Below are 23,527 nucleotides of genomic sequence, written 5' to 3'. Positions count from 1 at the left end.
CATGGAAGGGATGCCGACGCGCGCGCCGCTGGCGCGCAGCGTGATGTTGGGGTTGTGCGTCATGGGGCTGGTCGGGTGTGGTGGCGGTGGTGGTGGCGGCGGGAATGTCCGCAGCGATCCGCCGCCGGCGCCGAGCACGCCGAATCCGCCCGTGACGGCGCCACCGGTCACACCGCCTGCGCCAGTAACGCCGGCCGTTCCCGCGGACGCGCACCTGCACGCGATCGGCGCCGCCGAAGTCCGGCGCGCCGGGTTCGCCGGTAACGGCGCGACGATCCTCTTCATGGATTCGGGCGTGAACTTCGCCCACCCGAGCCTCGACGACGACACGTCCTGGTCATCCACCTGGGCGGGCGTGCCGGCGCCCGACACGTCCGTGAGCGATCCGAATGGGCACGGCACTGCGGTCGCGCAGATCGCCGCCGGCAGCTGGCAGGGCACGTTCCCCGGTGGCGTCGCGCCCGGCAATCTGTTCCTCGGCTCGCTGCGGATGCTGGAGGACAAGCCGTCCGAGAGCGGTCAGACACTGACGGAGGACGCGCTGACCTTCCTCTACAGTTTCACCGGTACAAACGCGCAAACCATCCTGAACATCTCGACCGACGCGCTGCGACTGGGCGCCGCGACGCCGGTGTACGAAGGTTTCGCCGATCTTTCCGGTACGAACGGCAAAGACATCCTGACGGTGGTCGAAGCCGGCAACTCGGCCCAGGCGCAACCCTCTGCGCTGGCGCGGCTTCCGTTCGACAGCGTCGATAGCCGCGACCTGCAGTCAGGCTGGCTCGTGGTGGGCGCGGTGGACTCCCTCGCGCCAACCCGCCTGGCAAGCTACTCGAACCAGTGCGGCGTGGCGAAGAACAGCTGCCTCGTTGCGCCCGGCGACGTGGTGGTCAACGGCGCGCGGGACACGGCCGGCGCCGAAACCTATCGCACCTTGCACGGGACGGACTACGCCGCTGCGCAGGTGTCCGGAGCCGCGGCCCTGGTGTGGTCCGCATTCCCGTACTTCGACAACGATCTGGTCCGCCAGACGCTCCTGGGGAGCGCGACCGACCTCGGCGCCCCCGGAGTGGACGAGGTCTACGGCTACGGCTTGCTCAACGTCAACAAGGCGGTATGGGGACCGTCGCGTTTCGATTGGGGCAACGTGCGGGTATCGCTTCCGGACAAGGCGCATTCGTTCTGGCAGAACGACATCAGCGGAAGCGGCGGCTTGACCGTCGGAGTGGACGACCCCGCCGCGTACGCCACGCTCTGGCTGTCGGGCGACAACACCTACACCGGCAAGACGGTCATCGAGCGGCATGGCGTGCTGGTCATCGATGGCGACATGGCGTCCCCGCTGGAGATCCAAGGCACCGTGAGCGCCTTCAGCGGGACCTGGAGCGGTGACGTCGCCATCCAGCCCGGCGGTCAGTTGTACTTCGCGGTCAACGTCAACAAGGGTGCCGTGGTCTTCACCGGCGACGTTCGCAACGACGGCTACCTCACGTTGGACAACACGACCAATGGCGTGTTCAAGGGCGATTTCTCGCAGGGCCCGAGCGGTCGCATGGGCGTTTACCTTGGCGCGCCCGCGTTGAAGGTGGCCGGTGCCGCGCAGTTGGGCGGCTACCTGGACATCTTCGGTGTCGCGCCGGGTTACGTCGCCAAGGCACGTACGGAATTGCTGGTGGCGGACGGCGGCCTGACCGGCACGTTCCTCGGGATGTCGTGGCCCGCTTCGCTCACGCTCGTGGCGAACCTGGGATACGACTCCACGACGGCGTGGCTGGATGTGGTGCGCGCCGACATGCAGGTCACGGCTACCAGCCTGGGCCTGAAAGCGACGTCGGTGGGTAGTGCGCAGCGCATCGAGAACGCGTTCGACGAGCTGGACCAGCGGCACGGCACCGAAGGCGGCGCAACCGCCTTCGAGGACGGCGCCGCCAGGCTGCAGCGCATCGATACGGCCGATGGCTACGGACGCGCGATCGACAGCCTGTCCGGCGAACTCCACGACATGGACGCCGCCTTCGCGATGATGGCCATCGACGGGAGCCGCCGTACCCTCGAGTCGCGGCTCGACGGGTTGGATGCGGGTGGAGCGCGTGGCGCCTGGTCGCAGCGGCTGGACGCAACGCGCGGATGGTCGTCGTTCGACGTAAGCACCCACGGCTGGATGCTCGGCTTCGACCAGGCCGGTCGGGACGGCACGACGATCGGCGCGTCGCTGTCGCAGACCGATGGCGACGCGTGGCACTCGCGGCGCTTCGACCGCGAACGCAATCGTCAGATCGATGCGCAGGTCTATGCATCGCGGGACCTGGGTGACGGCGCGTACGTGCTCGGATCGGCGGGCTTTGGCCGCATGCACCGCTGGTTGCAGCGTGAGGTGCTGCTGGGCGACGAGACGTATCGCGTGTCGAGCGACTACGCGCATCGTTACGGCGCGCTGTCGTTGCAGTCGGGACGCCGCATTCCGTTCGGTGGCAGCACGATCACGCCCTATGTAGGCGTGCAGGCCCTGCAGCTCGAACGCGATGGCTTCAGTGAAAACGGCGCGTCCGGCTTCGGCCTGACGACGAACGACGCCTCGATGTTGGCCACGCAGGCGCTGGCCGGCGCGCGCTGGAGCCACGAGTGGCTCGGCGCCTCGACCCGATGGGCGCTCACCAGCCGTATCGAATGGCAGCATCTGCTCTCGCAGTCGGGCGAAACCCTTCAGGCCCGCTTCACCGGCATGGACGCGTGGGCGCCGATCGTCGCCGATGGACTGGATCGCAACGTGGGTCTGTTCGGTCTGGGCCTGGAAGCGGGCATCGGCCGTCGCAGCACGCTGCGCTTCGACCTCGACAGCCGGCATGCCGGGGCAGAGCAGTGGATCGGCACGATGGCTACCTGGACGACCGCGTTCTGATCGCATCGTCGGCGCAATGCAAAACGGCCGTCGATTCGACGGCCGTTTCGTTTCAGGCTACGGCTTCGCGACGGCTCAGTGCCGCTCTTCGAACAACTCGCGGCCGATCAGCATGCGGCGGATTTCGTTCGTGCCCGCGCCGATGGCGTAGAGCTTGGCATCGCGCAGGATGCGGCCGGTCGGGAACTCGTTGATGTAGCCGTTGCCGCCGAGCGCCTGGATGCCTTCCAACGCGACCTGCACCGCGGCCTCGGACGCGTGCAGCAGGCACGAGGCGGCATCGACGCGGCTGCGATGGCCGGCATCGAAATCGCGGCCCACCTGGTAGGCGAACGCGCGGCTCGACTGCAGCGCGGTGTACATGTCGGCGATCTTGCCCTGCATCAGCCCGAACGTGCCGATGGCCGCGTTGAACTGCTTGCGTTCGCGCACGTAGGGCAGGGCGATGTCGAGCGCCGCCTGCATCAGGCCGATCGGCCCGCCGGTCAGCACGAGGCGTTCGGTGTTCAGGCCGCTCATCAGCACCTTCACGCCGCGATTCACTTCGCCGAGCACGTTCTCGGCCGGAATCTCGCAGTTCTCGAACACCAGTTCGCAGGTGTTGGAGCCACGCATGCCGAACTTGTCGAGTTTCTGCGCGGTGGAGAAACCCTTCATCCCCTTCTCGACGATGAAGGCCGTCATGCACTGGCTGCCCGCGTCCTTGCCGGCGGTGCGCATGTAGACGATCAGCACGTCGGCTTCCGGGCCGTTCGTGATCCACATCTTGTTGCCGTTGGCGATCCACGTACCGTCGCGAAGCTCGGCGCGGCAACTCATCGATCCGACCACGTCCGAACCCGCGCCCGGTTCGCTCATCGCGAGCGCGCCCTTCCATTCGCCGCTGCACAGCTTCGGCAGGTACTTCTGGCGTTGCGCGTCGGTGCCGTTCGCGTACAGGTTGCTCACGCACAGATTCGAATGCGCGCCGTAACTGAGACCAACCGAGCCGGACGCGCGCGAGATCTCTTCCATCGCGACCAGGTGCGCGAGGTAACCCATTTCGCTGCCGCCGTACTCGGCGGGCACCGTCATGCCAAGCAGGCCCATTTCGCCGAGCTTCGGCCAGAGGTCCTGCGGGAACCAGTTCTCCTCGTCGATCTGCGCCGCGCGCGGTGCGATCTCGACCTCGGCGAAGCGGCGAACGGCGTCGCGCAGGGCATCGATTTCGTCACCGAGGGGGAAAGGGCGCATGGGAATCCTTGTGTTCGAGAGGGCGGCGCGCGATCGAACGCCGCGCGCGATGCGCCAATTCTAGGCGGAGGCGGTGAATCGGTCGTCGTGCGGTGCAATAAAACCGCGCTTTCAGGGGCTCCAAAGCGAAGCGCCCCGCCACCGTACGCAACGGTGCGGGGCGCGATTGCGCGAAAGCTGTGGCGATCAGCCTTCGGCGTGGACCAGCGGACGGCCGTTCAGCGGCTGCACGTTGCGATTGTTGTGGCGGTAGTGCGCCAGGAACGCGTCGATCTGCTTCTTCGACATCGTGACCGGCGTTGGAAACACGTACCACTCGACGTTCTCGGTCAGCGGTGGCGTGGTGAGCGAGCCCAGGTAGTGGTAGTAGCCGCGCTGCGCCGGCAGCAACGCGTCGATGTCGACCTCGTGCGGCGCGCTCTTCTTGTGGGCGAGGCTGTCGAGCACCGCCTGCGCCTGTGGGTTGGCCTTGCCGACCTGGTACATCACGCCGACCACGGCCAGGCGCCCGTCCTGCGCCTTGAAGACGTAGTGGCCTTCCAGCGGATAGTGCCGGCCGTCGATGGTGTGCTCGCTTTCCGCGTGGAAGTGGAACTGCGTCAGCGCGAAATGCCGGCCGCGGATCGTGGCGTCCGTGGCATGCGTTTCGACTTCCACCGCGTGGCCGTTGTCGACGGCTTCCATCGGCGCGTGCGTATGCGCGAACACCAGCGCCTGCGGCTCATCGTCGCGTGCGGCGACGGCGTCATGCGTGACGATGTCGATCGGCGACTGCGCCATGTCGTGCGCGGACTGCCATTGCGCCTGATGGTCGTAGTCGATGCGGCCATCGCCTGCGTGGGCTGCGAAGGCAGCGGCGAGACCGAGGGCGGCGAGGGGAAGGGCGATGCGCATGGAGGCAACTCCGAGTGGGGGAATGCCACTTTGCGCCGGGCGCTGAGCCACGTCTTTCGGAATTGCCTGAAAAGCAGGCCGTTTGTCGCGTACCGAAGCCCGGCGAAGGGCCGGATCCAGGCTGATATCGCTGATCGTCAGTGATACGCCGCTTCTGTCACAGCGTGACAGCCTGGGTCCCGGCTTTCGCCGGGATGACGGTGGAAGGACGGTGGCGTCTCGATGCAAGAAGACCCACAAAAGAAAACGCCCGGACAGCCGGGCGTTTCTCGAATCATTGCGCTGCAACCGCTGCCACCTCCTCCGCGGCCCATAGCCCCCTTTAGTAAAGGGGGCGCCGCGGCAGCGGCAGGGATTTGGAGGAAGACTGCTGGGGCCCGAAGTTTGCGAATGCAAACTTTGGGGATTTTCCAGTCGAGACTGGAAAATCAGTGCCCGCCGCGAATCCTGCCCTGGAAACGCGGAGCGCTGCGACCCAGCGGCAGCTTCAGCTTGCCGATCGCGGTGATGCGCTCTTCGGCCAGGCGGTCGGCCGCGCGGTAGGTCGGGATCGCGTCACGCTCGGCGATCTCGAAGATGCGCGCGAGGTTGTGGTAGATCGTGCGCATCATGCGCATGGCGCGCTCGCGGTTGTAGCCGTCCAGTTCCAGCGCCACGTTCATCACGCCGCCCGCGTTCACCGCGTAATCCGGTGCGTACAGGATGCCGCGCTTGGCCACTTCGTCGCCGATGGCGTTGTTGGCCAGCTGGTTGTTGGCCGCGCCGCAGATGACCTTGGCCTTCAGGCGGGGCAGGGTGCCTTCGTTGACGGTGCCGCCCAGCGCGCACGGCGAGTACACGTCGGCCGGCACGTCGTAGATCTCGTCCAGGCCCACGGCTTCAACGCCGTATTCCGAGACGGCCTTGTCGACCAGGCCCTTGTTGATGTCGGTCGCGAAGATCTTCGCGCCGCGCTCCTTGAGCAGCTTCACGAACTCCATGCCCACGTGGCCGAGGCCCTGCACGGCGTAGGAGTACTTGCCGACTTCCTCGTCGCCGAAACGCTTGTTGAGCGTGGCCATCAGGCCCTGCAGCGTGCCGTAGGCGGTGAACGGCGACGGGTCGCCCGAACCGCCGTGGACCTGGTGCACGCCGGTGACGTACTCGGTCTCGCGGTACACGTATTCCATGTCGTTGACGTCGATGCCGACGTCCTCAGCCGTGATGTAACGGCCGCCGAGCGCCTCGACGAACTGGCCGAACGCGCGGAACAGCGCCTCGGACTTGTCGGTGGACGGATCGCCGATGATCACCGCCTTGCCGCCGCCGATGTTCAGGCCGGCGACCGCGTTCTTGTAGGTCATGCCGCGCGAGAGGCGGAGCACGTCGTTGAGCGCGTCCTGCTCGGTCTTGTACGGCCACATGCGCGTACCGCCGAGGGCCGGACCGAGCACGGTGTTGTGGATCGCGATGATGGCCTTCAGGCCCGCGTCCTTGTTGTGGCAAAACACGACCTGCTCGTGGCCGAAGGTGTCCAGCGTTTCGAAAATCATCGGGTGCTCCGCTGTTGGCGCGAGAGGTTGCGCGTCGCGCTTTACGCCAACTGTGATGGGTAAGTCGTTGAATCGAAATGGAAATGACACTGCGGCCAAGGTCCAGGACCCCGCCGCAGGCGCGACAGTCTAATCCAATCGGCCGGAGGGGACAGGCATGCCGACGGACGGCTTCGCCCGCGCTGCCCGTTCAGAAAGCCCGGTAGCGTCCCTGGCGCAGCCAGAGCGTTGCGAGCCACTTCTCGCCGCGTTCCACCGGTAAGCCGGCGTGCAGCGAATCCGGGTCGGGCGAGCCGTCCGGATGCAGGTTCTCGAACACCACCGCGCGGCCCGGCCGCGGTTCGACGCGCAGCCCGGCGACCGGGAACTCGGTCTGCCCGCCGGCTTCCACGGTGTTGAGGTACGCGCAGATCGTGCGCATGCGGTTGCCGGCTTCCGGGCGATCGCGTTCGATCGAGCTGGGCGGGCGGTAATCGCGATGGGGGCGGTATTCCTGACCGGGCTCGTAGCGCAACACGACCAGATGTTCGGCATGGTCGAGCGGCACGCCGGCCGCGCTCGCCATGCGCAGCTGCACGCAACGCAGCGCGAGGTCTTCCTGGATCGCGTCAAAGGATGCGTCGCTGCTGGTGCGGATCTCCTGTTCCATCGGCAACCCGGTGTCCGGGTCGACCGTGCGCGAACGCGTCAGGTGCACTTCCGCGTTGGCGATCAACAACCGGCATTCTTCCGCGCTGAGCAGGCCGTCCACGGTCATCACGCGTGGGCGCGTGGATTGCAGATGCAGGTCCATCGGCTGCAATACGTCGTCCATCGACAGCACGCCCGGCGCGGTTTCGCTTCGCGCGAACTCCGGCACGACGATCTCCGGCAACGATCTGACGCCAATCGCCTGCAATTGCGCGCGCAGATCGGCCGCGGCTTCGGGTTGCGGAACGTCGCCTTCGCCGCGCGTGAGGCGCTCCAGGAACAGCCGCGCCGCGATCACGTCGCCGAGTCCCGCGCCGCGTTCGAGCAACTGCAGGCAGCGCAGTTGGTCCGCCGGATCGGCCTTGCGGCCGAAATGCACGGCGGCCGCGCGCAGCGCCGGCGGGTAATCGGCGCGGACTGCGCGCAGCACGCGTTCGTTGATGCGGCCATCGCGCGGCAACGTGCGTCCGCCGAGCGACATCAGCGCGAGGAAATACGAGGCGATAGGGCTTCCAACCGACTCGGCACGCAGCAGCCATTCGGCCGCGCGCAGCGGTTCGGCATCGCAGCCCACGCCGTACATCAGCATGCGGGCGTATTCGATCTGCGCGTTTGCCAGTCCCGCCTCGGCCGCACGGCGGTGCAGGGTGAACGCTTCGTCCAGTTCGTGCCGTGCCACCAGCGCCGACGCCAGTTGATAGAGCGCCTGCGGCGACCCGTCGTGGGCGCGGCGGCGAAGGTCGAGCAGGACGGCGTCTTCGTTCATGGCGGTTCGCGTGATCGGACGGCGAGTGTAGCCAGAAAGGAAGGGCGACTTTGCCGGGACGGGCGGTTGCTGGAGTCTCACGGGTTCCCCAAGGTTGATGCATCGAATCGCGCGCCGGCATCTCAATGCCCGTCATCCGATCCCCGTCATCCCGGCGAACGCCGGGACCCAGACCCGCTCCGTCTGAAGCCAGCGGGTGACAGGGTTGAACGCATGCCAGCCTGGATCCCGGCCTTCGCCGGGATGACGGCGTATCGGGGGCGCAGGCTTTAGCCCCTCTCCCTGCGGGAGAGGGGTTGGGGTGAGGGTAGGGACGCGCGACCACGCCCGCGCTGGCGATGCCCGCCGAGCGCGCCGACCATCAACATGGATTCCAGCTTCCGGAGGAACGACGAGGCGAGAGCGGAGCCACCTCTCCCGCGCCGCACAACAAGCCCCTAATCCCCCTCGGGCTACAATACGGATTCGACCGTTTCCGTATTTCGAGCGTCCATGAGCACCCCCGCAAGCAACCTGCCCGAAGCCCAGACCGAGACCAGCCCGCTGCGGTTCGTCACCGCCGCCAGCCTGTTCGACGGGCACGACGCCGCCATCAACATCATGCGGCGCCTGATCCAGGGGCAGGGGGCGGAGGTCATCCACCTGGGCCACAACCGCTCGGTGGAAGACGTCGTCCGCGCCGCGCTGCAGGAGGATGCCGACGGCATCGCGCTCTCGTCCTACCAGGGCGGCCACGTCGAGTACTTCAAGTACATGGTCGACATGCTCAAAGAGCGCGGCGCCGGCCACATCCGCGTCTTCGGCGGCGGCGGCGGCACGATTACGCCGGAGGAGATCCGCGAACTCCAGGCCTACGGCGTCGAGCGCATCTACCACCCCAACGACGGCATGCACATGGGCCTCGTTGCGATGATCGAGGACGTCATCCGCCGCGCCGGCGATGCGCGCAAGGCCGCGCAGCATCCCGACAAGGCCGCTGATATCGACGACGAAATCAGCATCGGCCACACACTCAGCGCCATCGAGGAGGGCATCTTCGACGAAGCCCAGCTCGCGCACCTGCGCAAGCAGTGGCAGCTGGCCGGCGGCAAGACGCCCGTCATCGGCATCACCGGCACCGGCGGCGCCGGCAAGTCGTCGGTCACCGACGAACTGCTCAACCGTTTCCTCGCCGCCTTCCCGGAGATGCGCATCGCCGTGATCTCCGTCGACCCCACGCGCCGCCGCACCGGTGGCGCGCTGCTGGGCGACCGCATCCGCATGAACTCGCTGCGCAGCAAGCGCGTCTATATGCGTTCGATGGCCACGCGCCGCCAGCACGCCGCCACCAACACCGTGCTCAAGGACTGCATCGGGTTCCTCAAGGGCCTGGGCTACGACCTGGTCATCGTCGAAACCGCGGGCATCGGCCAGTCGGATTCCGAAATCGTCGACCTCGTCGATTTCCCGATGTACGTCATGACCAGCGACTTCGGCGCGCCGAGCCAGCTGGAGAAGATCGACATGCTCGATTTCGCCGAGCTCGTCGTGCTCAACAAGTTCGACAAGCGCGGTGCCGAAGACGCGCTGCGCGACGTGCGCAAGCAGTGGAAGCGCAACCGCGTCGCCTTCCAGACCAAGGACGAGGACGTGCCGGTCTATCCGACCATCGCCTCGCAGTTCAACGACCCCGGCATCAGCTGGATGTTCGCCAACCTCTGCCGCTTGCTGCGCGACAAGCTCCAGCTGCCGGCCGAGAAGTGGACGCCGGAGATCGACACCTCGCTGAAGGAACCGCGCGCCACCGTGCTGATTCCCGGCGCCCGCGTGCGGTATCTCGCCGAAATCGCCGAGCAGGGCCGCAGCATCAACGCGAAGATCGAAACGCAGGCGGAAGTCGCCGATCGCGCGCAGAGCTACTGGCAGTCGCTCAATGACTTGGGCGACGACGCACTGCCGAAGGCGCTGGACCTCTACGCCGCCGATGCCCTCACCGACGGCGGCGACAAGACGCTCCTCACCCTGCGCCAGCGCTACAACGACGCAGTGCAGTCGCTCACGTCCGAAGCGCTCAAGCTGCTGCGCGACTGGCCCGCGCGCCTGAAGTCCATCACCGACGAAGTCAACGAATACCAGGTCCGCGACAAGACCATCCGCGTCGAGAACTACCGCGAATCGCTGAGCCACCAGAAGATCCCGAAGATCGCCGCGCCCACCTACAAGAGCTGGGGCGAACTGCTGACCTTCCTGCAGAAGGAAAACCTGCCGGGCTACTACCCGTACACCGGCGGCGTGTATCCGTACCGCCGCACCGGCGAGGATCCCATCCGCATGTTCGCCGGCGAAGGCACGCCGGAGCGCACCAACCGCCGCTTCCATTATCTGTCCGTCGGCCAGCCGGCCGCGCGCCTGTCCACCGCGTTCGACAGCGTCACGCTCTACGGCGAAGACCCCGCCGTACGCCCGGACATCTTCGGCAAGATCGGCAACTCCGGCGTCAACATCGCCACGCTCGACGACATGAAGAAGCTGTACTCCGGCTTCGACCTGTGCGCGCCGAGCACCTCGGTGTCGATGACCATCAACGGCCCGGCGCCGATCATCCTGGCGATGTTCATGAACACCGCCATCGACCAGCAGGTCGAGAAGTACCTGCGTGCCGACGACGCGCGCTGGAACGAAGCGCACGACAGGATCGAAAAGTTGTTCGAAGGCCGCAAGCGCCCCGAATACAGCGGCATGTTGCCCGAAGGCAACGACGGCCTCGGTCTGGGCCTGCTGGGCGTGACCGGCGACCAGGTCGTCGACGCCGACACCTACGCCACCATCAAGGCGCAGACGCTGGCCACCGTGCGTGGCACCGTGCAGGCCGACATCCTGAAAGAAGACCAGGCGCAGAACACCTGCATCTTCAGCACCGAATTCGCCCTGCGCATGATGGGCGACATCCAGCAGTACTTCGTGGACAAGAACGTCCGCAACTTCTACTCGGTGTCCATCAGCGGTTACCACATCGCCGAAGCCGGCGCGAACCCGATCAGCCAGCTGGCTTTCACGCTCAGCAACGGCTTCACCATCGTGGAGTACTACCTCGCCCGCGGCATGAAGATCGACGACTTCGCGCCCAACCTGTCGTTCTTCTTCTCAAACGGCATGGACCCGGAATACACCGTCATCGGCCGCGTCGCCCGCCGCATCTGGGCGCGCGCCATGCGCGAGCGTTACGGCGCGTCCGCGCGCAGCCAGATGATGAAGTACCACATCCAGACCAGCGGCCGCTCGCTGCACGCGCAGGAAATCCAGTTCAACGACATCCGCACCACGTTGCAGGCGCTGTATGCGCTGTTCGACAACTGCAACAGCCTGCACACCAATGCGTACGACGAAGCCATCACCACGCCGACCGAAGAAAGCGTGCGCCGCGCCGTCGCTATCCAGATGATCATCAACAAGGAACTGGGGCTCAACTTCAACGAGAACCCCTGGCAGGGCAGCTTCATCGTCGACAAGCTCACCGACATCGTCGAGGAAGCCGTCTACAAGGAATTCGAAGCCATCAGCGAGCGCGGCGGCGTGCTCGGCGCCATGGACACCATGTACCAGCGCGGCAAGATCCAGGAAGAAAGCCTGTACTACGAGCACAAGAAGCACGACGGCACCCTGCCGCTGATCGGCGTGAACACCTTTCTGCCGAAGGACCACGGCGGCGACATCGTCACCGAGATCGAACTGATCCGCTCGACCGAAGGCGAGAAGGGCCAGCAGATCGACAACGTCGCCGGCTACCAGGGCAACCGCAACGGCTATGCGCCGGAAGGGTTGAAGGCGCTACAGGCGACGGCTCGGGAGCGGCGGAATGTGTTTGCCAGTTTGATGGAGGCGGTTAAGACGCATAGCCTTGGGCAGATTAGTCATGCGCTTTATGACGTGGGTGGGGAGTACCGGCGCAACATGTAATTGGTCTTGTCTATCGGACACTGGAAGGCTCGCTTCGGCGGGCCTTCTTTTTTTGCGTTGCCTGTCGCTAAACTCGACGCAAGGGGTTGCCGGCGGGCAGGCGAGGTGCGGAGCAGTCATAGCCTCGCAGGCTCGACCTTCGGAGCTTCACGTGAAGAGCCCTGATAGGTGGCCAACGATCCTTCGACATGCGCGGAACTAGGGGCTGTGATGCGAATCAAGACATTTAGAGCGGAAGGTGTCCACGGGTACCTAAAATTCAATCTGATGTTCAATGACGGCCGCGACGCGCGCGCGGTTTCAGCCCATGACGAAGCATCCTGCGACATTCTCGCGTTGTAGCCCGCAAACGGCGTGCGCAGACTCGCCCTCAAGGAGAGTCGAAGCTCCTCACACAGCGGTAACCCGCCACCGAATCACAGGCGGGTTTCTTATGCCCGATTCCTGGGCGTGAGTCCGACGCAGTGCCATGTTCCGCGTCGGGAGGGCGGCTAATACAACACCTCGCAAGAGGGAATACGCCCGCCGGCTGTGTGCGGCTTCGAACCTCCCGACACCTTGCGCCGAATCCCCGGCGCAAGCCCGGCTGGTTTGCTGGAGACCCCGCATGAGCAAGGACACGCGTTCCATCCCCGCCGCATTCCGCGGCTACCTGCTGCCCCGTTCCGCCCACGACTCGCTGATCCACACCCGCGACCAGCTCCGCCTGCTGGCGCAGTTCACCGAAGCCCGCAGCGAATCGTCCGAGTACATCGTCATCCCACCCGACGCGCTGTCCGAACTTTTCGAGCGCACCGCGTCCTACGTCGACGACGCCTTGTCTGTCGTCGTGGTGCACGAGGCCGATGCTGAGCCTGCGTGATTGTCTGAAGTAAGCGCTACGGGCCTGGGTCCCGGCTTTCGCCGGGATGACGGTGAAGGGTGGCAGCGGTGAGGGAGGGCGGCGGAGCGACGGCGACGGCAGGGAGGCGCTTCAGCGACGCCGCGTTTGTAGCCCGTGTAAGCGGAGTGCACCCGGGTTCACCTTCCCGCTAGCGTCAATCCTAAGTGCACTCGGGTGCGAGCTTCGCCCTTACCTGGGCAGCAAACGCTCGCTTGCCGAACGCACCGCATCTTATGTGGATGATCGGTTGTCCCTCGTCGTTAACGAGGACCGCGATTTCGAAGACGCGTAAGCCACAGCGGCCTACCTCCTTAGCGACACTTGAAGTGCCGGCTTCTGGCCGCGTGATCAGCCGAGCGTTTGCGCAGGGAATTCCGTCGAAACGCCAAAAACGTACGTGTTCTGGTTTGCGCGATTCGCGACATCCGTCGAATGTCTTTGCAGTGCGAGCGAATTTGCGCGAGCTGCACGTCCCGCGCTACTGCTTGTGCGCCGCCGAAAGGTCGGCATTCCCAATCATTAGACAGATGGAGATGTCATGAAGCACCTGATCAGCTCGTTCCTCGCAATGTTCCAGGCTCCGGCTTCAGTCCCGGCGGGTGGCCCGCAAGCAACTGCTTTCGAGTGCGTCTGCTTGGCTTGGTGATTCACATGGCGCCCTCTGGTCTTCAGAGGGCGCCCTTACCCATGGACGAGGAAGTGAGCATGAACCAAGCAAGAACGTTGGCGTTGTCGATCCTGGTGATCGCGACAGCGTTGCAGAGTGCAAGGGCCGACGACGCCCTCGATACGCCAGCAGTGCGAACGTTGGATTCCGTAGCGGTGAACGGCATCCGGCATCCCCAGGAGTTCGAGTACTCCGATGGTGCGCGACTCCTTGAGCGATTCGACCGCCTTGAACCCGCTCGGCGGGATGGCATTCGGTTGGCCTTTTATGCACGGCCGACACATGAAGGCGTTGATCTTGGTGGCTTGGAGTTGGAAGTGGTCGCCGGGGACGTTTCGTGGCCTGTCGAACTTCTGAACGGAGGGCGCGTTGTCCTCCCCTCCATCCCAACACAGGAAGTCAAGAACGCCAAGGTCATCGCCAACGTGCCGGAACATGCGTTGTCGATCATCTACAAGGTCGACCTTGTGCCACCTGCGGAAGGGGCACTCACGTTGGGAGACTTGCGCGAGCGTGCGGCACGGGCGAGGGAAGGATGGAAGGCGGTCTATGGCAAGGTTGCCGCAATAACGGTGCCCGTCTTTACGTGCGCTGAGTTCGAGTTCACTGCGCCGCGTGCGATTACGGTGATGCTGTCGGACCACTCGCGTTGGTCTTCAAAGTCGGCCTTTAAGGTGCAGGTGCCGTTGGATTTGCCTGGCGCCACGTCTGGCGCGGAAATCGACTTTGATCGCGATTCCCTCGTGCGTATTGGCGGCTGCAAATGGAAAGGGCGCGAGTGAGCGTGTTGTCTGCGCCAGAGTTCAGGGGGTGGATGCCCTGGGCGATGAAGCGATGGCCGCATTTGACGAGGAGATGGGTTCAGTATCGAGCGCACTGCACGCAGGCGCCATGGCGAGCTGTGTATCTTCAGCGCTCGCGAGAGGCGATGTTGCTTGCTGGAATACACAGCCGGGCGGTCGAGGTCTCCGTATCTCGGCTCCCATCGCAGTTCATCGCAGATGTTGCGCTCCTGCGTCACGCGTCCAACCGGACTGTGCGCTCGCTGCCCATACGCATTGCGGGAAGTCCAATCGAAAGTATTGCGCAGGCTCGGCTGCACGGCCGAGGCGTGATCCTGGGGTGTTCAAACTTCGGTTGCTTCTACCACGCGCTACTGGCTTCTGGAGGGATTTTTGGTGATGTGCTGGTTGTAATCGGCGGCCCCGTCCCGCGCGGAGAGCAGGCGCTCAGGGAGAGGATCGAAGCGATTAGTGGGGCGCGCATCCGACTTGTACAGGCCGACCGGCATTCGGGCATCACTGTCGCGCGGCAGCTTGCTGCCGGCGGCGTAGTCGCGACGATGCTTGACACGTATCTGCCGACAACCGATCGCCTGGTGGCGCCGTTCCTCGGGCGTCCGGCTGCCTCACCTGCCGGCATCTACCGATTGGCCAGTCGATACGGTGCGACGACGATCCCTGTGTTCTGCCTTCGGAGGAAGGGCCTTACGGAGATCGAACTTGGTCCTTTGATTCCCGGTGCTGGCCTGGAGCCCGCGGAGATTGCTGCCACGGTAAATCTCCGTGTAGGCGAGAAGATTCTTGAAGAGCCAGGGCAGTGGATGATGTGGCACAAGCTTGAAGAACGCTGGGCGCATGGCGCGTCGACCGACTCCGCTACCGCAGCTCGATCGGTGAAGTGTCCAGGCGACATTGCGCTCGGCGCCGCATAACCCATTGGTGCGCAGGCATGTAGTGAGGAGAGATTTCGCTTCGGTCGTTCGCTGGCCGAGGAAGGCCTAGTCCCGGCTTTCGCCGGGATGACAGTCAAGAAGGGAAGGCGACGGCGAGGGTGAGGTGGAGGCAGCGCATCTAGATGCGGGCTTCGCCATTACCGGGTCCCCATGGCCACCCCCGTGACTATCGACATTCCCGCCCACCCGGCGCGCGCCTCTAGAGTGGCCCCGTTTGGATCAGGAAGACGCCAGGCGAGGGCAGGGCGTTGGACGGTCCGCCCGCCCTGCATGGAGACGTCCCGATGACCACCCGCCGTGACCTGCTCAAGTTCAGCGCGCTTGCCGCCGCTGCCGCGACGCTGCCGTCGTTCGCGTTCGCCGAAGAGAAGGCCAAACCCGTCGGCCGCGCGAAGAAGCCACTGGACATCCTCATCCTCGGCGGCACCGGGTTCACCGGGCCGTTTCAGGTGAACTACGCACTGGCGCGCGGGCACAAGGTCACGCTGTTCAATCGCGGCAAGAAGCCGTCGCCGGAGTGGCCGGGCGAGGTGGAGCAGCTGTTCGGCGATCGCAACACGGGCGATCTGAAATCGCTGCAGGGCCGCAAGTGGGACGTGTGCATCGACAACCCGACCAGCCTGCCGTTCTGGGTGCGCGACGCGGGCAAGGTGCTGGCCGGCAACGTGGGGCATTACCTCTTCATCTCGACCATCTCGGTGTATGCCGATGGCAGCAAGCCGGGCATCGACGAGAACGCGCCGGTGGCCGTCTACAAGGGCAAGGATGCGATGGCCGAAACGCAGGAATCGCTGCGCGCCGACATCGAAAACCTGTACGGCCCGCTCAAGGCGCTGAGCGAGGCCGAGGCGCACAAGCAATTCGGCAAGCGCGTGACGATCGTGCGGCCGGGCTACATCGTCGGTCCGCGCGACGAAACCGACCGCTTCACTTACTGGCCGCATCGCGTCGCGCAGGGCGGCGAAATGCTGGTGCCGGGCGATGGCGCCGACCCGGTGCAGGTCATCGACGGGCGCGACCTGGGCGAATGGATGATCCGTCTGGCGGAGGCGGGAACGATCGGCACGTTCAACGCCGTCGGCCCGAAAACGCCGATGACCATGGACGAGATGCTGCACGCCTGCCAGAACGCCACCGGCGGCAAGCCGACGTACACGCACGTCACGCCGGAATTCCTGGAAGCGCAGAAGGTCGGCGAACTGCCGATCTGGGTGTCGCGCAAGAGCGGCGAGTACGCCGGGTATGGCGCGGTCAGCAATGCGCGTGCGCTCAAGGCCGGGCTCACCTATCGCCCGCTGGAAACCACCGTGACCGACCTGATGGCGTGGTTCCGCAGCCTGCCGGCCGAGCGTCAGGCGAAGCTGAATGCCGGGATCTCGCGCGAGAAGGAAGCGGAGCTGCTCAAGGCGTGGCATGCGCAGCAGGGTGCGTAAACGGGACGCGTAGCTTCGTCATAGCGCGCATGAAAAAGGCCCGGGTTTCCGGGCCTTTTTCATGCGGTGACACCAGCGACGTCAGACCGGCGCGAAGCCCTTTGCGGCCTTCTTGTCGCGCTTTTCGGCCTTCTTTTCCTTCATGGTTTTCGCCGGCTTCTTCTTCTGTTCCTTTTTCTGGTCCATGCCCTTCATGCGGCGTCTCCTGGATGCGGTGGCGGTGGACGGCGGCGGCCGTCGGCGAGCGAAGTATGCGCCTGCGGCAGGGCGCGCGCGTAGCCGGACGCCCGTCACGGTGGGGTGGCCTAAACTAGGCGGCCCCACGCAATACCGCTCGACGCCCCATGATCACCAACGACGTTCTGCGCAGCATCCGGTACATGCTCGATCTCAGCGACCAGCGCGTCGTGGAGATCGTCCACCTGGTCGATCCGGCATTCGCGCTCGACAAGGCCGACGTGCAGGCGTTCCTGCGCCGCGAGGACGACCCCGAGTACGCCGATTGCAGCGACGCGGTGCTCGCACGGTTCCTCGACGGGCTGGTGATCTACTGCCGCGGTCGCGACGACAGCCGCCCGCCGCGCCCGCCGGAAACGCGCGTCACCAACAACGTCGTGCTGAAGAAGCTGCGGGTCGCGTTCGAACTGAAGGACGTCGACATGCATGCGGTGTTCGAATCGGCCGGCTGGCCGGTGTCGAAGCCGGAACTGACGGCGCTGTTCCGCCAGCCGGGCCATCCGAACTACCGTCCGTGCGGCGACCAGCTGCTGCGCAATTTCCTGAAGGGCCTGACGCTGCGCGTGCGCGGCGCCTGAGGCGGCGTTGCGTCAGAAGCGCTCGCCGACCGGCAGGTAGCGCCATTCGCCCGGCGGCATCTTCGCCAGCGACACCTTGCCGATGCGCAGGCGCCGCATCGCCACGACCTTCAGCCCGACCTGTGCGCACATGTCCTGGATCTGCCCGGGCCGAACGTCCTTGAGGGCGAAGCGCAGGCGGATCTCGTTCTGCCAGCTGACCTTGCACGGTGGCAGTTCGCGCCCCTGATAACGCAGGCCGTGGTTGAGGCGGCGCAGGCCGTACGGAGCGATCTCGCCGGCGACTTCGACGACGTATTCCTGCTCGATCTGCGCCGCGTCCTCGGTGAGCCGACGCCACACCCGGCCGTCCTGCGTCATCACGATGAGCCCGCTGGCCTCGGCCTCCAGCGGCACCAGAGGCGTCAGTCGGACGAAGTGGCGCTTCAGCGGGCGCACGCCACTGGCGTCGCCTTCCCATCGCGTGGCGGGCGTGACCAGCGCGGCGGCGGGGTCGCCGCCGTCGAACGCATCGAAACCGGCCGGCTTGTGCAGCAGCACGGTGGCCGGTTCCGGCGCTTCCAGCACGGCATCGGGGTCGAGTTCGACGCGCTCGTCCGTCACCGCGTGCTGCGGCGCTTCGACGACCTCGCCGTCCACGCGGACCCAGCCGTTCTCGATGTAGCGCTCGGCATCGGCGCGCGAACACCCAACCAGTTCGGCCACGCGTTTGGAGAGTCGGACGGGATCGGTCATGGGCGGGGCTCGGCGGGGGGCGCTACTTTCGCACATGCGGTGGCGCATGCAGGTCAGGAGGAGGGAACGCGGCACGAGGCGCCGCCGGGAGCGTGCACCTGTTCCGCGCCGCACAACTGCGCTAGCGTTGCCGTACACAGGGGGAACACATGCCAGGGATCCGGAATGCCGTCGTCGGCATCGCGCTGGGGAGCGCGTTGCTGTTCCAGCCACTACATGCCGCCTCGCCATCGAACGGGCCACCGGAGCCGGATACGCCGCCTGCGGAGTGGGCCGAATACATCGCGCAGGTAAAGGCAGCCGACAAGGTGCCGGGCGACGAAGCCCGCTGCAAGGCGCACCCCGACCTACCCGGCAACCAGTGGCGACCAGGCGCCGCGCAGGGGCGCTGCTCGGTACTGCGGGCGCCGGTGTATACGCTGGACCAGATCGACGCGCTGCTCGACACCGATGAAGGCGTGGCCGATCTGGAGCGCACCTTCGCCGCGCTGCTCGACGCGCACTATCGCGACCAGGACCAGCGCGAGCAGATCTTCATCGCCTTCAACGTGTTCAACGAAGACGCGCGCGCAGGCGAGGTGGCCCAGCGCTGGCTGACGGCGGTGCCGAAGAGCCCGTTCGCGATGGTGGCCGCCGGCCTCCACTTCGGCGAATCCGGGTGGAACGCGCGCGGCACGAAGTTCGCCTCGCGGACCCCGGAGGCCCAGCTCAAGCGCATGACGGAGCTCTTTGCAAAGGCGGTGCCGTTGTACATGCAGGCGATGGAGGTCGAGCCGCGGCTCAGCGTGGCATGCACCAAGCTTGGCGCGATCGGGCGACAGAGTTCCGACGCCTTGCAGACGTTCGCGGCCTCGCATTGCCTGAAGGTCGATCCGGATTCGTATTACGTCGCGTGGGAACAAATCAACGCCGCCCAGCCCAAGTGGGGCGGGTCGGACGAACAACTACTCCACGCCGTTGCCTACGCTGCGGCGCGCACGGAGCGAAACCCCATCCTCGGCGCGTTGCTTGGCGAGGCGGCAGGCTACCGGCCGGCCAATGCGGACAGTTATGGCGAAGTGGTGGACGAACTCGCGGGCGCCTCGCGCATGGGCCCCAGCGGAACGCTGATGGCCCAAGCCGCGGCGGGCTACTGGACCAAACACGACTGGTGGCGCTCGGTCGTGTATTACTCGCAGGCGCTGCGGTTCTGGCCGAACAATGCGAACTACCGCTACAACCGCGCCACGTTGATGGGCGGCGCGAACGATTACGCGTGGGCGCGTTCGGACATCGAAATCGCCCTGAAACAAGAGCCGGACAATTCGCGCTACCTGTACATCATGGGCGTGGCTACCGAGGCGCTGGAAAGCGCGGTCGCCGCGCGCCCGTACTTCAAACGCGCAATGGACGGCGAACGACGCCCGCAGGCCATGGAACGTTATTGCCAGAGCTTCATGATTCCCGTCGTGTTGAAGGACGCGGAGGCCTGCACGCGAAACCTGGTCGACGAATTTCCCGGTTCGGCCACCGGCTGGTACATGCGCGTGTGGGCGCTGGCCGACCGCGATGTCGATGGCGCACTCGTCGCGGCCCAGCGGTTCAAGGCACTGGCCGATTCGGACGATGTCGAAGATCGGCGCAAGCTCGACGACATCAAGGGCGTCGAAGCCGTCCTCAGATCGCAGAAGCGCGCGCCGGTTGGCGGCGTACCAGGCAAATGATCAGTCGATACAAGGAACGATCCGTGCGCATCACCTGCAACCTGCGGACCGCCGTCGCGGCAGCCCTTATCGCCGCATGCGGCGCCACGCTGTCCCATGCGGCGGACAAGGCTGGCACGACAGCCGACGCGATGCTGCTTCCGCCCGACGGGCAGGTCGACGGTGAAACCTTCGGTGCGCTGACGTCGCGCTGGTGGCAATGGTCCGAGCACATGCCGGTGGCGCCGTTCCTGGATCCCGACGGCCGCCTGTGCGAACTGGGGCAGGAGGGGCCGGTGTGGTTCCTCGCCGGCACCGACGGCACGTTCAACGCGCGACGCGAGTGCGTGATCCCGGCCGACCGGCACATTCTGGTGCCGATCATCAACATGCGTTACAGCAACGTGCGACGTCACGGCGCCGACGCGCTGCCGATCCCGTGCAAGGTGCTGCAGCAGTCGGCCGCGGTGAACAATGAGCGACTGGGCAGCGCGATCGCGTTGATCGACGGCGTGCGCGTGACCGATGTCGCGCGCTATCGCGTGCGAAGCGACGGGTGTTTTCCGCTGGTCGCGGACGACGAGACGTCCCCCAGTACCGCCGCTGACGGCTACTGGCTGCTGATCAAGCCGCTTCCGCCGGGCCGCCACACGCTGACCATCGGCGCCAATTACGACGCGGGTGACGACGGGTACGGCCGCATGGTGCAGAACTTCGAATACGTGCTGCACGTAGGCGGGCGCACGGAGATGGCGCTGGAGCTTCCGGATCGCAGTCGCCCGCGGGTGGCCGGGCTGCGGTGACGCATCGTCGAGGGAGGAGGACGCACGTGCTCAAGCCCGTAACCCATCGCCGCAGCGACGCCCTCTCGCGCGTGGGCTGGGATCAGCTCGAACTCCTGCTGGCGGCGTACTACCGCAGCGAGGGCTATGACGTCGAACACGCCGGCACGGGCGCGACCGGTGCGAAGACCGACGGCGGCATCGATCTGAAGCTGCGCCGCGGCGAGCAGTTCGTCATCGTGCAGTGCAAGCACTGGAACGCGATGAAGGTGCCGCACAACGACGTGCACCAGCTGCTGGGCCTGATGGTGAACCATGGCGCGACGGGTGCGATCCTCGCGACCAGCGGCGAGTTCACCAAGGTCGCGATCGAGGCCGCGCAGAAGCTGGGCCACGTGAAGCTGATCGACGGCGACGAGCTGCGGATGATGCTCGGACCGATCCGCGAACCGGCCCCGGCGTTCGATTCGGTACGCATGGGTGCGCGGGATGGCATTCCAGCAGCGGTCGCACGCCGCATCGGCGAGCGGTTGCTGTCGGCGACGGAGGATCGTATTCGCCACGGAACCGGCCGCCGGGAGCGGCGTTCGACAACGCGCAGTCTTGCGACGGTGCTTGCGCTCAAGCTGCTCGCCACGATCGTGTTCATGGCCTTCATGCTGCTGATGTATCGCGTGCTCGTCGATTCGATCATGCGCACGATCGCGCCTTCGACGCCGCCGGCTTCTGCCTCGCAGCCCGCAGCGCCTGCGGTTGCGCCGCCCCTTGCGACAACCATCGATCCCTGCCGCGAGATCATCGACGCCAAGTCGGGCAGCTACATCGACCGCTGCGCGCAGGGGGCGGTGCACGCGCCGAGCGCCGCGCAGACGCGCGAACAGCAGCATCGCGCGGAGGAAGCGATGAAGGTCATCGCTGATTCGACTCCCGAACTCTAGGTTTCGCGTAGCGTGTTTTCAGGAGAAATGCGGATGCGCTGGAAGCAACTCGGCATGCTCGGGCTTTTCATCGTGGTGACATGCGCATTGGCGCCATGCGCGGTAGCGGCCGAAGTGGTGATGAAGAAGGCGCCCGTGCTCGCGACGATGCGGGAGACCCGCGCAATGATGTCGGTGGTACTGAAGGCGCTGGGGTTCGCCGATATGTTGCCTCCCCCCGAGGACGCGGGCGATTCCAACGCTGAGCCTGCCCGGCGAGTGCTGCTGCTCGTTGATCGAACGCTATGCCTAGGCTCGAACGCGAAATGCGACTCGCACCTGGACGACCTGCCGCCCCACGTGGATGCGTTCGCGCCACGCGGACTGCTCGACGCGCTGGTACAGGCGAATGCGGCACAGGCTCCGCTCGATCTGTCCGGCATTCCGGGCACTGCCATGATCGGCGACGAGGATGTCTCCGGGCCGTTCCGGCTGGAATGGTGGTCGGACTTCTACCGTCGGTTTCCCGATGCGGCCGGCTACGTCCAGATCGCGCATCCCGTGCTCGATGACGATCGCAACGTCGCCGTCATGTACGTGACCCACTGGTGTAGCGGTCTTTGTGCCAGCGGAACCCTGATCCGGCTCGAGCGGACGCCACAAGGCTGGCGCGTTGCCGGGCTGCAGGGCGTCTGGGTCAGCTGAAGCTCCGTCGACGCGCTCGCAGTACGGCCGCTTGAACCACACGACCCATCCTTACGCAGGAGACGACATGGACGGAGCAGGACAGCGGACGCAACGTACCGCATCGACGCAGACCGGCACGCCCATCGAAGTCCCGCGAGATCTGTGGCAGCAGTACACCTACCTGGGCGACAAGTGCGACAGCTATTCGCGCAGTTCGTTCGAGGACTTCGGACTGCTGTTCTCGACCGGCGCGATGGCGGCGTGGGTGCCGGTGTCGGCGCAGTTTCCCGCTGCTGCTCTGGGGCGGTGGGCGCCGCTGACAGGCTTCGTGGCGATCCTGTTCTTCATCGCCATCGTCGGTACGCGCACGCTCGCCAAGCAGGCGCTGGTGCAGTACTACCTCGCCAACCTCGCGCGCGTGGAGGCGAGCATCGCATCGCGATTGCCGCCAAACGACGCAGACGCCTTCGCCTTCGCGCGCCGCTGGCCGCAATGGCAGGCGACGCATTACGAGCCGCTGATGCAGCGCTTCCTGCTGCTGTTCGCGATCTTCCTCGCGTTCGTGCCGACGGCCGCGCTCGCGTTCGGGTCGGGCGGGCTGCAGGCGGCGGTGTACTTCGGCTGCTTCCTCGTGGTGGGCGCGATCTATGCCTCCGCTGCGGGCCGGCTGCGCGGCGCGGCGATGGCGGACGCGTGATGGCCATCGCCGCTGACTTGGGCGTCACCGACCTGGGAAGCCGCATCCTCAAGGTCAACCATGCCGGCGAGTTCGGCGCCATCGCCATCTACAGCGGACAGATCGCGATTGCGCGACTCGTCGCGCGCGACCTGGTGCCCGAGCTGATCGAGTTCCGCTCGCATGAGCGCCGCCATCGCGAGATCTTCGGCGCGGAGCTGGCGCGGCGCGGACGTCGCCGGTGCAGGAGCTACTGGCTGTGCGGACTGGGCGGTCTGGTGCTCGGGTTGACGACGGGCGTGCTGGGCCGTTCGGCCATCTCGGCCACGACGGTGGCCGTCGAGAGCGTCGTCCTCCGGCACCTGGAACATCAGCAGCACATGCTGCGCGGAAGAGACCCGGCCGCCGTCGAAGCGATCAGCGCGATCACCGAGGAAGAGCGTGCGCATCACGATCAGGCAGCGCTGCATGTGGATGAAGGCGGGCTTCTGTATCGCGTGTTGCGGCCGGTGGTGTCGATGGCGACGGAGTCGGTGATCTGGCTGGGGATGAAGCTTTGATCGGC

The 23,527-nt window shown here is 65.9% G+C and carries 18 protein-coding genes; 13 read left to right on the top strand and 5 right to left on the bottom strand.

Going from position 1 to position 23,527, the window contains the following annotated elements; all coding sequences use genetic code 11:
• Position 1 precedes the first annotated feature (1 nt).
• Complete coding sequence (locus GOY17_RS11890) at positions 2–2,899, top strand: autotransporter serine protease (RefSeq protein ID WP_157030568.1); 2,898 nt, start codon at positions 2–4, stop codon at positions 2,897–2,899.
• A gap of 75 nt (positions 2,900–2,974) precedes the next feature.
• Here the strand turns inward: GOY17_RS11890 and GOY17_RS11885 are convergent, their stop codons facing one another.
• The 4 genes from GOY17_RS11885 to GOY17_RS11870 form a co-directional block, all read right to left on the bottom strand.
• On the bottom strand, positions 2,975–4,132 hold the full coding sequence (locus tag GOY17_RS11885) for an isovaleryl-CoA dehydrogenase (RefSeq protein ID WP_115841769.1): 1,158 nt from the start codon (positions 4,130–4,132) through the stop codon (positions 2,975–2,977).
• A gap of 186 nt (positions 4,133–4,318) precedes the next feature.
• The gene (locus tag GOY17_RS11880; RefSeq protein ID WP_157030567.1) at positions 4,319–5,026 is read right to left on the bottom strand and encodes a carbonic anhydrase; all 708 of its coding nucleotides are present in this window, start codon (positions 5,024–5,026) and stop codon (positions 4,319–4,321) included.
• Between the two features lie 428 nt (positions 5,027–5,454).
• Positions 5,455–6,558 carry a Glu/Leu/Phe/Val dehydrogenase dimerization domain-containing protein gene (locus tag GOY17_RS11875; RefSeq protein ID WP_115841767.1) on the bottom strand — a complete coding sequence of 368 codons (1,104 nt, stop codon included), beginning with the start codon at positions 6,556–6,558 and terminating at the stop codon, positions 5,455–5,457.
• A gap of 190 nt (positions 6,559–6,748) precedes the next feature.
• Positions 6,749–8,014, bottom strand: coding sequence for a 2OG-Fe(II) oxygenase (locus tag GOY17_RS11870; protein ID WP_157030566.1), 1,266 nt, complete (start codon positions 8,012–8,014; stop codon positions 6,749–6,751).
• A gap of 492 nt (positions 8,015–8,506) precedes the next feature.
• On the opposite strand from GOY17_RS11870, the gene GOY17_RS11865 reads away from it, so the two are divergent.
• From GOY17_RS11865 to GOY17_RS11835, 6 genes are all read left to right on the top strand, one after another.
• Complete coding sequence (locus GOY17_RS11865; RefSeq protein ID WP_157030565.1) at positions 8,507–11,950, top strand: methylmalonyl-CoA mutase family protein; 3,444 nt, start codon at positions 8,507–8,509, stop codon at positions 11,948–11,950.
• Positions 11,951–12,557: 607 nt separating this feature from the next.
• Positions 12,558–12,812, top strand: a complete 255-nt coding sequence (locus GOY17_RS11860; RefSeq protein WP_157030564.1) for an XAC0095 family protein — start codon at positions 12,558–12,560, stop codon at positions 12,810–12,812.
• Between the two features lie 708 nt (positions 12,813–13,520).
• Positions 13,521–14,282, top strand: a complete 762-nt coding sequence (locus tag GOY17_RS11855; protein ID WP_157030563.1) for a hypothetical protein — start codon at positions 13,521–13,523, stop codon at positions 14,280–14,282.
• Between the two features lie 254 nt (positions 14,283–14,536).
• Positions 14,537–15,214, top strand: a complete 678-nt coding sequence (locus GOY17_RS11850) for a lysophospholipid acyltransferase family protein (protein WP_198173675.1) — start codon at positions 14,537–14,539, stop codon at positions 15,212–15,214.
• A gap of 305 nt (positions 15,215–15,519) precedes the next feature.
• On the top strand, positions 15,520–16,668 hold the full coding sequence (locus GOY17_RS11845) for an SDR family oxidoreductase (RefSeq protein WP_157030561.1): 1,149 nt from the start codon (positions 15,520–15,522) through the stop codon (positions 16,666–16,668).
• Positions 16,669–17,012: 344 nt separating this feature from the next.
• On the top strand, positions 17,013–17,483 hold the full coding sequence (locus GOY17_RS11835; protein WP_157030560.1) for a YehS family protein: 471 nt from the start codon (positions 17,013–17,015) through the stop codon (positions 17,481–17,483).
• A gap of 12 nt (positions 17,484–17,495) precedes the next feature.
• On the opposite strand, the gene GOY17_RS11830 is transcribed toward GOY17_RS11835, so the two are convergent.
• Complete coding sequence (locus GOY17_RS11830) at positions 17,496–18,218, bottom strand: rRNA pseudouridine synthase (RefSeq protein WP_157030559.1); 723 nt, start codon at positions 18,216–18,218, stop codon at positions 17,496–17,498.
• A 149-nt stretch (positions 18,219–18,367) separates the two neighbouring features.
• Between GOY17_RS11830 and GOY17_RS11825 the strand changes: the two genes are divergently transcribed.
• The 6 genes from GOY17_RS11825 (at position 18,368) to GOY17_RS11800 (ending at position 23,522) form a co-directional block, all read left to right on the top strand.
• Complete coding sequence (locus GOY17_RS11825; protein WP_157030558.1) at positions 18,368–19,921, top strand: DUF4034 domain-containing protein; 1,554 nt, start codon at positions 18,368–18,370, stop codon at positions 19,919–19,921.
• Positions 19,922–19,944: 23 nt separating this feature from the next.
• Positions 19,945–20,703, top strand: coding sequence for a hypothetical protein (locus GOY17_RS11820; RefSeq protein ID WP_232338414.1), 759 nt, complete (start codon positions 19,945–19,947; stop codon positions 20,701–20,703).
• A gap of 26 nt (positions 20,704–20,729) precedes the next feature.
• Complete coding sequence (locus GOY17_RS11815) at positions 20,730–21,620, top strand: restriction endonuclease (RefSeq protein WP_198173674.1); 891 nt, start codon at positions 20,730–20,732, stop codon at positions 21,618–21,620.
• A 33-nt stretch (positions 21,621–21,653) separates the two neighbouring features.
• The gene (locus GOY17_RS11810) at positions 21,654–22,304 is read left to right on the top strand and encodes a hypothetical protein (RefSeq protein WP_157030556.1); all 651 of its coding nucleotides are present in this window, start codon (positions 21,654–21,656) and stop codon (positions 22,302–22,304) included.
• Between the two features lie 67 nt (positions 22,305–22,371).
• Positions 22,372–22,983: a hypothetical protein gene (locus tag GOY17_RS11805; RefSeq protein WP_157030555.1), complete on the top strand. Its 612-nt coding sequence runs from the start codon at positions 22,372–22,374 to the stop codon at positions 22,981–22,983.
• On the top strand, positions 22,983–23,522 hold the full coding sequence (locus tag GOY17_RS11800; RefSeq protein ID WP_157031706.1) for a demethoxyubiquinone hydroxylase family protein: 540 nt from the start codon (positions 22,983–22,985) through the stop codon (positions 23,520–23,522). Before GOY17_RS11805 ends, GOY17_RS11800 begins: the two co-directional genes overlap by 1 nt.
• The last annotated feature ends 5 nt before the right edge of the window (positions 23,523–23,527 follow it).

Origin of the sequence: Lysobacter soli (assembly GCF_009755585.1) — a bacterium.
Classification (GTDB): Bacteria; Pseudomonadota; Gammaproteobacteria; order Xanthomonadales; family Xanthomonadaceae; genus Lysobacter_J; species Lysobacter_J soli.
This window is presented reverse-complemented; position numbering and strand designations above follow the sequence as displayed.

Excerpts from the sequence above, each read along its gene's own strand:
- GOY17_RS11890 (WP_157030568.1), top strand. The coding sequence starts at position 2 with ATGGAAGGGATGCCGACGCGCGCGCCGCTGGCGCGCAGCGTGATGTTG.
- GOY17_RS11885 (WP_115841769.1), bottom strand. The coding sequence starts at position 4,132 with ATGCGCCCTTTCCCCCTCGGTGACGAAATCGATGCCCTGCGCGACGCC.
- GOY17_RS11880 (WP_157030567.1), bottom strand. The coding sequence starts at position 5,026 with ATGCGCATCGCCCTTCCCCTCGCCGCCCTCGGTCTCGCCGCTGCCTTC.
- GOY17_RS11875 (WP_115841767.1), bottom strand. The coding sequence starts at position 6,558 with ATGATTTTCGAAACGCTGGACACCTTCGGCCACGAGCAGGTCGTGTTT.
- GOY17_RS11870 (WP_157030566.1), bottom strand. The coding sequence starts at position 8,014 with ATGAACGAAGACGCCGTCCTGCTCGACCTTCGCCGCCGCGCCCACGAC.
- GOY17_RS11865 (WP_157030565.1), top strand. The coding sequence starts at position 8,507 with ATGAGCACCCCCGCAAGCAACCTGCCCGAAGCCCAGACCGAGACCAGC.
- GOY17_RS11860 (WP_157030564.1), top strand. The coding sequence starts at position 12,558 with ATGAGCAAGGACACGCGTTCCATCCCCGCCGCATTCCGCGGCTACCTG.
- GOY17_RS11855 (WP_157030563.1), top strand. The coding sequence starts at position 13,521 with ATGGACGAGGAAGTGAGCATGAACCAAGCAAGAACGTTGGCGTTGTCG.
- GOY17_RS11845 (WP_157030561.1), top strand. The coding sequence starts at position 15,520 with ATGACCACCCGCCGTGACCTGCTCAAGTTCAGCGCGCTTGCCGCCGCT.
- GOY17_RS11835 (WP_157030560.1), top strand. The coding sequence starts at position 17,013 with ATGATCACCAACGACGTTCTGCGCAGCATCCGGTACATGCTCGATCTC.
- GOY17_RS11830 (WP_157030559.1), bottom strand. The coding sequence starts at position 18,218 with ATGACCGATCCCGTCCGACTCTCCAAACGCGTGGCCGAACTGGTTGGG.
- GOY17_RS11825 (WP_157030558.1), top strand. The coding sequence starts at position 18,368 with ATGCCAGGGATCCGGAATGCCGTCGTCGGCATCGCGCTGGGGAGCGCG.
- GOY17_RS11810 (WP_157030556.1), top strand. The coding sequence starts at position 21,654 with ATGCGCTGGAAGCAACTCGGCATGCTCGGGCTTTTCATCGTGGTGACA.
- GOY17_RS11805 (WP_157030555.1), top strand. The coding sequence starts at position 22,372 with ATGGACGGAGCAGGACAGCGGACGCAACGTACCGCATCGACGCAGACC.
- GOY17_RS11800 (WP_157031706.1), top strand. The coding sequence starts at position 22,983 with ATGGCCATCGCCGCTGACTTGGGCGTCACCGACCTGGGAAGCCGCATC.